14 protein-coding genes and 1 pseudogene are annotated in these 11873 nt (G+C 62.1%); 8 read left to right on the top strand and 7 right to left on the bottom strand.

Annotated elements, in window-relative coordinates; genetic code table 11:
* A partial coding sequence (locus AC2VOU_RS02700; protein ID WP_486955972.1) for a type ISP restriction/modification enzyme occupies positions 1–725 on the top strand: 725 nt, incomplete at its 5' end.
* 80 nt (positions 726–805) lie between these two features.
* Here the strand turns inward: AC2VOU_RS02700 and AC2VOU_RS02695 are convergent.
* The 3 genes from AC2VOU_RS02695 to AC2VOU_RS02685 form a co-directional block, all read right to left on the bottom strand.
* Positions 806–1042 carry a hypothetical protein gene (locus AC2VOU_RS02695; RefSeq protein WP_486955971.1) on the bottom strand — a complete coding sequence of 79 codons (237 nt, stop codon included), beginning with the start codon at positions 1040–1042 and terminating at the stop codon, positions 806–808.
* Between the two features lie 3 nt (positions 1043–1045).
* Positions 1046–3103, bottom strand: coding sequence for a DEAD/DEAH box helicase family protein (locus AC2VOU_RS02690; protein ID WP_486955970.1), 2058 nt, complete (start codon positions 3101–3103; stop codon positions 1046–1048).
* Between the two features lie 72 nt (positions 3104–3175).
* The gene (locus tag AC2VOU_RS02685; protein ID WP_486955969.1) at positions 3176–3700 is read right to left on the bottom strand and encodes a DinB family protein; all 525 of its coding nucleotides are present in this window, start codon (positions 3698–3700) and stop codon (positions 3176–3178) included.
* Between the two features lie 294 nt (positions 3701–3994).
* Between AC2VOU_RS02685 and AC2VOU_RS02680 the strand changes: the two genes are divergently transcribed.
* The gene (locus AC2VOU_RS02680; protein ID WP_486955968.1) at positions 3995–4708 is read left to right on the top strand and encodes a CTP synthase C-terminal region-related (seleno)protein; all 714 of its coding nucleotides are present in this window, start codon (positions 3995–3997) and stop codon (positions 4706–4708) included.
* Between the two features lie 137 nt (positions 4709–4845).
* On the opposite strand, the gene AC2VOU_RS02675 is transcribed toward AC2VOU_RS02680, so the two are convergent.
* A complete protein-coding gene (locus AC2VOU_RS02675) occupies positions 4846–5661 on the bottom strand; it encodes a tyrosine-type recombinase/integrase (RefSeq protein ID WP_486955967.1) in 816 nt (271 codons plus the stop codon).
* Between the two features lie 740 nt (positions 5662–6401).
* Between AC2VOU_RS02675 and AC2VOU_RS02670 the strand changes: the two genes are divergently transcribed.
* From AC2VOU_RS02670 to AC2VOU_RS02650, 5 genes are all read left to right on the top strand, one after another.
* Entirely contained in the window at positions 6402–6725 is a 324-nt protein-coding gene (locus AC2VOU_RS02670) for a transposase (RefSeq protein WP_486955966.1), read from the top strand.
* The gene (locus AC2VOU_RS02665) at positions 6722–7612 is read left to right on the top strand and encodes an IS3 family transposase (protein ID WP_486955965.1); all 891 of its coding nucleotides are present in this window, start codon (positions 6722–6724) and stop codon (positions 7610–7612) included. The genes AC2VOU_RS02670 and AC2VOU_RS02665 overlap by 4 nt, the downstream gene beginning before the upstream one ends.
* 61 nt (positions 7613–7673) lie before the next feature.
* Complete coding sequence (locus AC2VOU_RS02660) at positions 7674–8549, top strand: hypothetical protein (RefSeq protein WP_486955964.1); 876 nt, start codon at positions 7674–7676, stop codon at positions 8547–8549.
* Positions 8546–8872, top strand: coding sequence for a translation initiation factor IF-2 N-terminal domain-containing protein (locus AC2VOU_RS02655; RefSeq protein ID WP_486955963.1), 327 nt, complete (start codon positions 8546–8548; stop codon positions 8870–8872). The genes AC2VOU_RS02660 and AC2VOU_RS02655 overlap by 4 nt, the downstream gene beginning before the upstream one ends.
* The gene (locus tag AC2VOU_RS02650) at positions 8873–9268 is read left to right on the top strand and encodes a hypothetical protein (RefSeq protein ID WP_486955962.1); all 396 of its coding nucleotides are present in this window, start codon (positions 8873–8875) and stop codon (positions 9266–9268) included. It begins immediately after the preceding gene.
* A 236-nt stretch (positions 9269–9504) separates the two neighbouring features.
* Here AC2VOU_RS02650 and AC2VOU_RS02645 read toward each other — a convergent pair whose 3' ends face one another.
* The 3 genes from AC2VOU_RS02645 to AC2VOU_RS02635 all read right to left on the bottom strand — a co-directional run bounded on the left by AC2VOU_RS02645 (position 9505) and on the right by AC2VOU_RS02635 (position 11569).
* The gene (locus AC2VOU_RS02645; protein ID WP_486955961.1) at positions 9505–10143 is read right to left on the bottom strand and encodes a Fic/DOC family protein; all 639 of its coding nucleotides are present in this window, start codon (positions 10141–10143) and stop codon (positions 9505–9507) included.
* Positions 10144–10154: 11 nt separating this feature from the next.
* On the bottom strand, positions 10155–10337 hold the full coding sequence (locus AC2VOU_RS02640) for an antitoxin VbhA family protein (protein WP_486955960.1): 183 nt from the start codon (positions 10335–10337) through the stop codon (positions 10155–10157).
* A 650-nt stretch (positions 10338–10987) separates the two neighbouring features.
* A complete protein-coding gene (locus AC2VOU_RS02635) occupies positions 10988–11569 on the bottom strand; it encodes a TetR/AcrR family transcriptional regulator (RefSeq protein ID WP_486955959.1) in 582 nt (193 codons plus the stop codon).
* 66 nt (positions 11570–11635) lie between these two features.
* Here AC2VOU_RS02635 and AC2VOU_RS02630 point away from each other — a divergent pair.
* Positions 11636–11873: pseudogene (locus AC2VOU_RS02630) on the top strand (cytochrome P450); the annotation flags it as partial.

Below are 11873 nucleotides of genomic sequence, written 5' to 3'. Positions count from 1 at the left end.
CCGCCGAGGACCTGATCGCATACATCGCCGGCGTCACCGCCCACCCCGGATTCACCGAACAGTTCACCGAAGAACTGGACACCCCCGGAATCCGCGTACCGATCACCACCGACCCCGAACTGCTCCAACAAGCCATCGACCTCGGCCGCCACACAATTTGGCTACACACCTACGCCGAACGGTTCACCGCTATCCACGGCAGCGACGTCCGATACCCCGCGGGTGACCCGCACCGCGTCACCAACCTGACCGCAGTCAACACCATGCCGACCGCAATGACCTACGACCCCGACACCGCCACCATCCACATCGGCGGAGGCTCATTCGGACCCGTCCCGCAAGCGGTTTGGGCTTACACCGTCGGGGGCCGAGAAGTCGTCAAATCCTGGTTCAACTACCGCAAGGCCAACCCGACCGGCCGCCGCACCAGCCCTCTGGACGACATCAACGCCACGACCTGGCCGACGGAGTGGAACGGCGAACTCATCGACCTACTGTCGGTGCTCAGTCGCCTCGTTGAGCTGGAGCCCGCGCAGGCCGACTTGCTCAACGCCATCCTCGCCAAACCGGTGGCGAGCTACACCGACCTCGCCGCCGCCGGAGTGACCTGGCCTGGCCCCAACGCCAACGACGTACAGCGCAGCCCCAACTACTCGGAGGCAGACCAGGGCCAGCAGACCGCGGACGTGGACGGACAGCTCGGCTTCACATTCGGCGGCAACTGAGGCCCCGCCCGGCCCCGAGAGGCCGTTGCAACTGTCGTTCGGTGACTGCGCCGCGCAACTATGTCACGGGATAGCCGCAACTAGGCAGTGAGCTCCTTGGCGAAGTCGGCGGACAGCGCAGATAGTGACTGGCTCGCCTTGGCGAGAATGTCCGCAGCGCACACGGCGCAGTAGGTGGTCTGGTTCTGTGGGCCATCTTGCACCACCAAACATGTTTCGCCCTTGAGGATTTGGTGCTTGTTGGTGTGAAAACACTTGCGTTTCCGCCCGGCGACCTCGGTGCTGAGGTGCTTGAGGACGTTCTTGATTGCGGCCATGGGCTATTCCCCTATCGCGGTTTTAATGGTTTCGACTACCTGGTCACCGATCTGGTCCAGCGAGTCGTAGGCGGCCTGTAGCTGGTGGAGAGTCCAGCGGTCCCGGGTCTTGTTCGGTTCTCCGACGAAATTGTTGATCTCGCGGTTCAGCACGACGTACAGGGCTTCGGCGTTGTTGCCGCGGACGCCTTTGATGGCTCGGCTGATGTCATATCCGGCGCGCGGGATTCCGATGTCGGTGAGGATCCGTTGGTGAACGGACTTCGACCGGGAGTCCAGCCGTCCTCGCAGGGTCTGGCGCTGTACCTGTGGCTGCACCGGCACGGTATCCGCCGGCGCCTCCTGCTGGGCACCCCGGTGGGCGAACTGCGCTCGTAGGGCATCGGCGCTGATGCCCAATTGACGGAACGTGAATCCGCCAGGTCCTGGGGTATCGAGCATCTGCTCGATGACCCGGTCGTCACCGGGATCGAGGAACGAGCGGTTCAGGAAATGACTGATCTGCTCGTCCTTGGCCACCGGGTCGTCGAAACGTTGGGCGATCTGGTTGTTGTCGCCGTTTTGCCCTGCGGGAGCGGAACTTTCACCCTCACCGCGGGTCCATGCGGCCACCGTCTGCTGGTCTGGGGCGTCCAGGTCGCGGAATTCGTCCCATTGCTCCTCGTTGTTGAGCCCGACGTGCGAGACCACGAAGCCCTGGTTGTTCGGGCTGTTGGGATCGTTTTGGTCGATGGTGCGCATCACGCGGCCCACGAACTGGATATAGGGCGACAGTGATCGATACGGGCGGAAGATGGCCGCGACGCTCAGCGGCGGGTGGTCGAAGCCTTCGGTGAGCATTGCCACCTGCACGATGACGTCGATCTGGTTGTTGCGCAGTTTGGCGAAGACGGCGGCCTTGCGCTCGTCGGTCAGGCCGCTGTGGACGGTCTCGGCCTGCAAGTCCATTTCCTGGAAGATGGCCCGGACCTGATCGGCGTGGTCAATAGACATGGCTGACGCCGCGATCTGGTGGGGAAATCCGGTGGCGGCCTGCAGTGCGCGGAGTTTTTCGACCGCCTTTTCCGCGATGTGGCGGTTGCACTCGTCTGACAGCGCCACGCCCCGACGGAACCAGGCTTCCTCGTTGAGGTCAAGGATCTGCTCCAGCGTGTAGGTGGTCGTCTGATCGCGGTCGGTGAAGGTGATCGCGGCCGGGTGCGCTGAGGCGGACACGATGTGTTTGATGTACCCGTTGAGCATCGCGCGGGTGAAGGGGTAGCGGTAGATCAGATCGCCGAGCAGGTCCTTGTTGTCGGAGCGGAAAGGGGTCGCGGTCAGGCTGACGAACCGGGCCTGCGGAAAAGCCCGGACCACCTTCTGCCAGCTTTCGGCGGCAACGTGATGGCCTTCGTCGATGATGACCAGGTCGAAAAAATCGTTCGGGAACTGCGAGAGCCAGCGGTCGGTACTACTGGCCAGCTGCTGGATGTTGGCCACGACGATGTGGCTGTTGATGCAGTCGTCGATGTTGGCTCTCGGGCCGTCGACCAGCGCGGTGAAGGGGCCCGAGGTGAAAGAGTCCAACACCCCGGTTCGCTTCCAAAAGCACGACGCGTTCGAGATATTCAGGTCCGCGTACAGGCCCTCGCGAATGGTGGTGTTCGGCGCGATCACCAGGGTGCGCTTGTGGGACAGACCGAACGGCAGGATGGCCGCAACGCCGGTCTTGCCGCAGCCAACGGGCAGTTGAATGATGGCAGCCGTCTCGTGGTTTGCGAAGTGCTCCACGGCCGAGTCGTAGGCCTCTTTTTGCGGTTCGCGTAGCTGGGCGTTGCCGCCAATTTTCGCCTGGGCCGCGTCGAAGAAGCCCGCCGTAGCGTCCTTGGCGCTCTCGGCTGCGCTGTATTCGAGGCGAAACGGCTCCAGGTCGGTGATCCGGTAGTAGCGGTACTGGCTGTTCGGCCGCCGTACGGCGGCCAACTTTCCTGCCGTATCCCACCGCCGCAGCGTTGCAGCGGAAACCCCGACGTAGGCCGCGGCCTGTGCGACGGTCAGATACTCCGCGTCCATATCGCTCATGATTGAACAACATAGCACATGACAGTCAACCTTAAGCAAGATTGTCAATCCTTATGGGGAAGACCCGCTGTGTTAGATCGATGCGGGGCTGTCGGGAATTGCCCGGATCTGCTCAACGAGGATGTCGGCGTGGCCGGCGTGGCGAGCCACCTCGGCGATCATGCCGAGGTAGATGAAGCGCAGGCTTACTGCGCCGACAAGGTTGTGGTGATGTGTGGTGGACGGTGTCGTCGAGACTGTGGTGGGCGGCAATGTCATCTGACGTCGAGCATGCCGCTTTGTATTCGGCCAAACCTGGGCCTGGGTTTCGTGGTCGGCGACGTGGAAGCTGCCGTCGCCGCCGACGGCTTGGCCGGTGCAGTCTTCGACGCGCCGGCCTGCCAGGGTGCGTTGAAACCAAATCCGTTCCGCTGCAGCGCAATGCTTCACCAGGGCGATTGGTGTCGTCAGCGAGGGCACCAAGTGCATGCGGGCCTGCGCCTCAGACAGGCCGTCGACCGCAACTAGAAGTTCGGAGCGGTGCAGTTGCAAGGTATCCACGAGCAGCTGTCGCTCAGTTCCAGCGAACGGACGCCCGGGGGTCAGTGCAGCGGTCATCGTTAACTCCTTTGTGTTAGGGGGGAAGCAGTGCTTCGACTTGAGCGGGATCGGCCGCTACAGGTAGCCCGGACAGACGACGCTTTTAGACCGTGGCCAGACTGCCAGATGAATTGGCGCGAATCGTCGCGCGATGCCAAGACCAAAGACCGGCACTTAACTCAGCAAGCAACCCGGACCAGATAGCTACAACTGCCGCACCTTGCTGCGGCGCTACCCAGCATAAGACCTTTTCCGATCCTTCGGCAAAAAACGCGATGTGTCCGCAGGCGCCGGTGTGGCAGCATTTTCGCCATGGCACCGACGCGCATCGGGATCGTTGGCGAGTTCCAACCAAATTTCGATCCGCACAGCACTATCGCGCCGGCCGTCGAGCATGCTCAATGCGCGGAAGCCGCCAGCCGGTCGGTCGCCTTGGAATGGATCGCCACCGATGTTGCCGAGTGTATGAGTAGTGACGACCTGGCCGGCTATGCCGGCTGGTGGATCGCCCCGGGCAGCCCGTACCGCAGCATGGCCGGCGCACTTAAGGTGATCTGCTACGCCCGCGAGCGCGACATCCCGCTTCTCGGCACATGTGGGGGATACCAGCACGTGGTTCTTGAATACGCCCGTAACGTGCTGGGATTTAGCGACGCCGCTCACGCGGAGTACGACCCCTATGCATCGGACCTATTCATCACGGCACTGAGCTGTTCGCTGGTGGGCCAGACGATGACTGTCGAAGTGCGTGAGAACACCACTACTGCTCGCTTTTACAAGCAACACACTGCCGCTGAAAAGTACTACTGCAACTTTGGCCTCAACCTCGACCATCTGCCAGCCCTGACAGCCGCCGGGCTCGTTGTGTCAGGCACCGACCAGGATGGCGAACCGCGCATCCTCGAACTCCCTGACCTTCGATTCTTCGTCGCAACGCTATTCGTCCCACAGACCTCGAGCACACCGGACAACCCACATCCGCTGATCATCGGCCTGCTGCACTCAGCCGCGAATGATGCTGACTGACCGCAGCGTTTTCATTCGATCGCATTTTTTAGAAATCGAAATGCGCTGTAGCGCAACGTGTTTATGGACCTGCGGTAGTTCACTGGTGACATAACGTAGATACGCGGCAAAAGGCCGCGGACACACATGCGTGCGGACTACGGCTCGATGAGGCCGTATAGGGGATTACGTGCTGCGGCAGCGCGGTTCTCGGCGCCAGCGCCATCGACGTAGCGCTGGGATGTAACCATCGATTCGTGCCCGAGTAGCTTCATCAACACGTACACGCTTACGTCTGAGTTGGCTAATTCTGTGGCGAAGGTGTGGCGCAGCCCATGGATGAGGGCGCCGCGAGCCCGTTGGCTATTCATGCCGGCCTTCTTGAAAGCCCGAAGGACCCGGTATTGGAGCACACCGCGGGTGATCCGTTCACCGTCGGTGCCGACGAACAGCGCAGCGCTCGCAGGCCATGCCGAAATCCCAGCTCGCCCGCGACGGCCTTTCGTGCCTCTCGGGAATCGGGACGCACGCGAGTCCAGATAGCGTTCGAGAACCTGAATTAGACCATCTTCCACAGGAATCCGGCGATCCTTGTTGCCCTTGCCGCGGACGTGCAAAACTCCGCCATCATCCGTGGTTCGTATGTCGCCGATGTTGGCGTGAATGAGCTCGTCGGCTCGCAACCCTGCCAGTAGTGCCGTCAGCACCAGGGCCCGGTCGCGTTCCGGCCAGTCGCTGCGACGGCGCGAGCCGGAGTCGGCGTCGATCGCCGCCAGGAGACTCGAGACCATCTCAGAGCCAAGGCCTTTCGGCAACGACTTGGGGACTTTGGGGCGACCTATCAGCGGCATGGGATTGGACTCAAGCAATTCGCTGGTGTACAGAAAGCTGCACAACGTGTTCCATGTCGACCAACAGCGCCGGATCGAGGAGGCCTCGTGATTATCGGCGTAGGCGGCGAACGCTGTTCGCATCGCGTCCTTCGTGATAGCGCCGGCCGGTAGCTCGCTGACCAGGGCGCGGTCGCCAACCAAGAGCTCAGCGATCGCGGCGAAGTCTTGCCGGTATGCCTTAGCTGTGTGTGGGGAGGGCTTGCGTACCGCGCGATCGGCCAGAAAGGCCGAGAACCACTGCGGGTAGTCCGGTTCTACGGTCGAGCCTGTACTAGACGTAGGAGAGGTCTTCGCCACAATTGCAATAATCGCACTTTCTGGTGGATATCAGCAGTTATCCATCAAACCCAGGCGTGTCTCCCGCCAGAGGCAGGGGAGTGCCCGCCCGGGCGTCCCGGGTCCAACGTCACGATTGCGACGACCTACACCACCATGCAGCCCTCCGGGCCGGAGGTAACCTCCCGAGTCGAGCACGAATCGGCGCGGTCAATCGTCGGCCCGCCGTTCGCCGTTTCGACCTTGAAGGCGAGCCGCAACCCTGGCTATCTCCCGGTCGTTTGGTCTTCGTGGCCGGGCCCCGGCCGAAGTCGCAGCCAGGCAGTAGGAGTTGAGGCAGTTTCGCCGCATCAGACCGTTAGCGCTGAGTTATTCCGCCGGCTAACTCGGCACCTTTTCCCCGCTCTTAAGCTGTCCTGCGGGCTTATTCTTAAGCTATGGGGCAGAGCGACAAAATCGATTTCATCCGCGATCCTGATTGAGGTTCCCCAGAAGTAGTGGACATCTGAGATAGCGGGACGGTGGTCCCCTGGAAGGATGTTCTTATGCCTCGTCCTCGGCGTTCGTTTTCCCCGGAGTACCGGGTCGAAGCCGCGCACTTGGTCATTGACGGGAATCGGCCGGTCGCCGAGGTTGCCCGTGAGTTGGATCTGCACGAGAACCTGTTGCACAAGTGGGTGCGTGAGGAACGTCGGCGGGTGTCGGCTGCCGGCAGTGGTCGATTACCTGATCCTGGTGAAAATGAACCGCTTTCACCTGATGAGCGTGCCGAGTTGGTTCGGCTGCGAGCGAAGGTGGCCGAGCAGTCCAAGGACATCGCATTCTTGGAAAAAGCCTCGGCGTACTTTGCGGGCAAGCATCTAAGGTGAGCCGGTTTGAGCTCATGGCCGCAGAGTGCGCCGCCTCCGACGTCACCCGCATGGCCGCGCTGCTGGGAGTGTCCACCTCGGGCTACTACAAGCACCTGGCCCGCCTGGCCGATCCCGAGCCCACACCGGCGCTCCAGCGCCGCCGGGACCTGGAAGTCAAGATCGCCGCGCACCACAAGGCCTCGGGCGGCACCTACGGCTCGCCACGCATCACCGCGGATCTGCACGACGAAGGCGAGCAGGTCTCGCACAACACCGTCGCCAAGATCATGGCCGAGCTGGGCATCGAGGGCATCAGTCCCCGCTCGTTCAAGACCACCACTGTGGTGGATCCGGCGGCGTCGTTTCCGCCCGATCTGGTCGGCCGCCGCTTTGATCAGGGCCGCATCGACGCGGTGTGGTCGTCCGACATCACCTACCTGAGCTGCGGGGAGGGCGATATGTACCTGTGCGCGATCCGTGACGAGCATTCCCGCCGGGTCCTGGGCTGGGCCGTGGCCGATCACATGCGCACCGAGTTGGTCACGACCGCGGTGGACCGGGCAGTGTTCACCCGCGGCGGCCGCGTCGAGGGGGTGATCCTGCACTCGGATCGCGGCAGCCAATACACCGCCCATGACCAGGCCGCGGCGGCGTCGGCGCACGGGTTGCGCCGCTCGATGGGTGCGACCGGCATCTGCTGGGACAACGCCGGCGCCGAATCGCTGTGGTCGACGTTCAAGCATGAGTACTACTACCGACATACTTTTCGAACCAAGGCCGAATTGATTGCAGCAGTTGACAATTGGATGCGATTCTACAATCATCGACGTAGACATTCAGCAATCGGAATGCGCTCACCCATCACCTACGAGCACACGCTGAAAGTCACCCCGGAAGCAAGCTAACCGCGTCCACTTTTTCTGGGGAACCCCAGTGTATGCGGTGCTAGTTAATCGTGGTCGGGGTTTGGAAGTTGCCGAGCTTGAACTCTTTCGGCGCTACTGGGGCTACTTCGATGAGCACGACAACTACTCGCCCCCTGACAGCGTCGAGCTTCCAGACAGTCAAGACCCGCCGACGCTAATCAACAGCGATGTCTTACGCCGCGTCCCGCTCGGAGACATCATCACGCGAACCGAACGTCAGCTCGCTGACGATTCGTGGCGCACGGAGGGCGTTAGATCGTTGCCCGGCCCAAACCTGATGCCCGATCAACTGACTGACGAACAGCGTCGCGCCTTGGAGAACTCCTCGACATCCGCCGCCCGACGCCGCGGGCGGCCCGAACTTCGTGACGAGCTGCTCGTCGATGTGGCCGAGACTTACGTTCGGGAGGCCGGGCGTGGTCGAGGTGCGCTCAAGCGTATGTCTGAGATATTCGATCGTCCCGAAGCCACGATCCGCGACTGGATTGCCATGGCCCGGCGCCGAGGGTATCTGGCGCCAACCAAGCCCGGGCGCCGAGGGGCTGCCCCTGGTCCCAACCTTCCGTCAGCCCGCACGGACAGTGAAACCGCCAGTGCCACAGGTCAGGTCGTGCCAAATCTCAGCCGTCAACGCCGCCGTCATATGTTGCGGATGATTGAGGGGGAAGGTGTACTTGAAGCCGACTTGCCAGAGAGTGCGCGGCTTACCTACATCGTGGGCGGATTGGTATGCAACGCCACCGGCTTCCTGCGCGAAGATGATCTACAGGCGGGCATGGCCAATCCCGAGGTCCTCCAGGCGGCACTGGAAATCTTGGCCAAGGCTCGGCAGCGCGCGCACAAGCGCAATAACGCATCCGGTCAAAGTGCCTCCGGCACAAGGCCCGGAACTAGGAAACAGGTATCGGCAAAATGATGCGTGTTTACGAACTTGCCAAACAGCTGGGTTGGACCTCCAGCCAACTGATTACAGTTCTTAACGAGCGTGGCGAATACGTCAAGTCGGCCGCGTCAAGGGTCGCCTCACCGGTGGTTAGGATGATGCTGCGTGAGTTCGCCGCGGAGATATCAACGGCCACAGAGGAATCCACCGAAGGCATGGTCGATTCCAAAATGTATGGCCGATCGGCCGCGACTAAGGATGCCCGATCCGCCGAGCTATCTTTCGCCGCCGACCTTGCCCGGATCAAAGACCGGCCCTCACCGGTCAATACCCGCGGAACTCCTCAGCACAGCTAGATGGCACCTATTCTCAAAGCCCTGCTCGACGAGGTCATCGTCCCTGCCCGACCGCACCACCTTGGCGCACCAGCAGGCCCCTACTACGCCTGGGAAGTCAAGAAGGCAAAGGCCCTCCACCAACAGTGGGTCCGCGAACAGCTAAATGGACTCGACGGTGAGGACGACACCATCATCGAATGGATCCGGCTTACACAAGATGGCCAACGCCCGCACCTGGCCACAGAGCTTTCACGAGCGGGAATTGACGTCGCCGAAGCCGCCTTACCGCTTAGATACGGCCGGATAGACCCCAACAGCGACACCATCTTTCAGCGATTCCGCGACGGCCGCATCAGCAGGACCGAGGTTATCTCCGAGGTCCACCGATGGCGGCGGAATCAGAACGTTGGGTAGGCGGCCGCGCTATATGTGCTGGGCCCAGGACCCGAACCTAGGCGTCAACGGAAACGACATGTTGTAGCCGAATTCCACCGCAACACAACATAATTAAATTTACAGATACGCGTGCGACACGCTGCCGCATTTGACGCTTGACAGGAGAAGAGGGATAACCTGCGCCTCAGGCATCAATGTCACTACCCGTTGGTCGCCTTGGCGTCAGCGCGAGCCGCGCTTTGACTTATCCCAGATCAGAAGGCATATGCGGGGTCGTGATCGAGTATCTTCGCGAACATCGCCGTCAGCCCTGCGAGGTCGGATTCGGCTCGCGCAGAGTGGCATGCGCTGTGCAACTCGGTCAGGTCCGTCTTCTGCCAGTCGAGTCCGGCGCCGCGTTCCGAGAGCAGGAGATCGAAGAACTCGCGGGTGGAACGGCCGTTGCCCTCCCGGAAGGGATGGGCGAAGTTCGCGTAGTCGTACAGGTACGCGACGATGGGTGCGAGCCCAGCCTCGGGAACATCCTTGAGCCCGTTGAGCCGGTGAACCTCTGAAGCCACATGGGCCATCGGCTGACTGATACTACCCGGGGGGCAGAAGGACTCACCGCCCTTCTCTATGCCGACGGTCCGCACATCACCGGCCCAGACGTACACGTCCTGAAAGAGCTGGCGGTGAATCGCGCGCAGGAACCGGAGATCATAGGTGCGGTCACCCAGAAGTTCGGGGGCCTCGCGGAGTTCGATAACACGTGCCTCGACGAGGTCGTTCTCCGCATCCTGCAGCGCCCCGGGCGTCCGGGCGCCGACTCGGTTCCTCAGAATGCTCGTGCCGGGAATGAAATAGCCTTGCCAGTTCTCTTCGAGATCGCCGGTATCCCACGGATGCGGCACTCCAGGCTCGGTTACTTCACGTTGTACCGGCGCCGGACGCGATCGCGCAGCTCGGCGGCCGTGATGGTCCCGCGGGCGTAGGCGACTTGGTCGGCGCGCGTGGCGTTGGTGCTGCGGGAACCTTCGAGTTCGGTGCTACGGCGGATCGCGCGCACGGCCTTGACCCGGCGCTTGGCCTTCTGCAACTCGGTCACTCCAAACACCACCTCCAGCGAAGTCCCTCCAGACTAGTCGACACGGCTGACATTGGGTGGAAGCGCGGGTACGCGACCTGCAGGTGGCCGGCATGGTCCAGTACGTCGACGGCGCCGGGCACGGACACGTCAAGTCGGTTGGGATTGCTGGCGATGGGTGCTGGCGATGGTCCGCCGCAGGTGTCGTGGGGTGCGCGAGACACGAGCGTCTCCGGCTCGATTACCGCTGAATAGTGATTAACGAGATCCGGTGCCGGATGACGACGTGTTACCGAGTAGCCTTGGCCGCCGCGCCCGGCTGGCTGCCGTTGCCCTGTGAGGTCCCGCGCTAAATGACAAATTGACGACATGACTACGGATACCCTGGCGGCGCCTGGGAGGTCGAATCTGTTGTTACAGAGCATATTACGCATCGAATCGCCGACACGACCCTGGGTGTGGCGGTCTTCGGTGGGGGCCGCTTCCGATCGATGTCGATGTCGATGTGGTCGGCCATCGAAGTGGTGCGGCCGAGGACGGTGATCCCGACACTCGGTGATGGGTGGTTGTCGGCCAGCGCCAAGCCGCCGCGGTAGCAGACCTTCAGAAGATGCTCCAAGAAGGTCGTCTGTTCGAGCACAACGGGTGGTCCCAGATTGCCAATGACGTGGCTAGCGTGGCCGTAGGCCGGTAAACACGACGTCGTGAATTGTTCGCGCGATTAGCTCTTCGTTGAGTGCATCGTTGGTGATGAGGTAGGTCAGTGCGCTGATGGTGACCGCTCCGAATAGGGCGATGGCGGCAGCTCTGGGCTTGTCGAGTGCCACGAGTGAGCCGTCGGCGGCACCGGCGCGAAGCAAGGTTTCGACGGGTTCGAAGTAGGCAGTGCTGATCATGTCGGCGATGACGGGCATGCGGGCGGCGCGGCCTAGTTCTCCGATGAGGGCGCGACAGACCGCGGGCCGCTGGGCCATAACGCGCAGTTGGGCACTGATGACGGCGTGCAGGCGTTGGGCGGCGGCGCCGCCTGCCTCGACGATCGCGGTGACCTCGTGCGCGACGTGTTGTAGGACGTCTTCGAGCAGGAAGGCGAGTATTTCTTCTTTGCCGGCGAAGTAGTAGTAGAGCGTGGCTTTGGCGATGCCCGTGGTGGCGGCGACGTCTTCGATCTTGGTGTCGTTGAGTCCGCGCTCGGCAAACAGTTCGGCCGCAGCCGGCAACCGCTCGGAAATCTGGGCGGGAATCTTACGCATAAAAGTCCTCCCCTCAGTTTAAACTCTCAGTCTAAACCGACGTTCTGCAATGTGGCAGGAGACGCTATGTCGACGGTACAACTTCGCTACGATCCCTTTGACCCGGAAATTCAGGACGACCCCTACCCTGTCTACCGGCAGTTACGTGACGAGGCACCCGTGTACCACGCCCCTGATACCGACACGTGGGTGCTTAGTCGCCACGCGGATGTCATCAGCGCGCTGCTGGACCATCACAGCTACTCGTCGGTCGACGGAGTATTTCCGACTCCGCCGGGCTCGACTTTTCGCGAATCGCTGCTGC

Source organism: Mycobacterium sp. TH-M25 (assembly GCF_057473665.1).
This window is presented reverse-complemented; position numbering and strand designations above follow the sequence as displayed.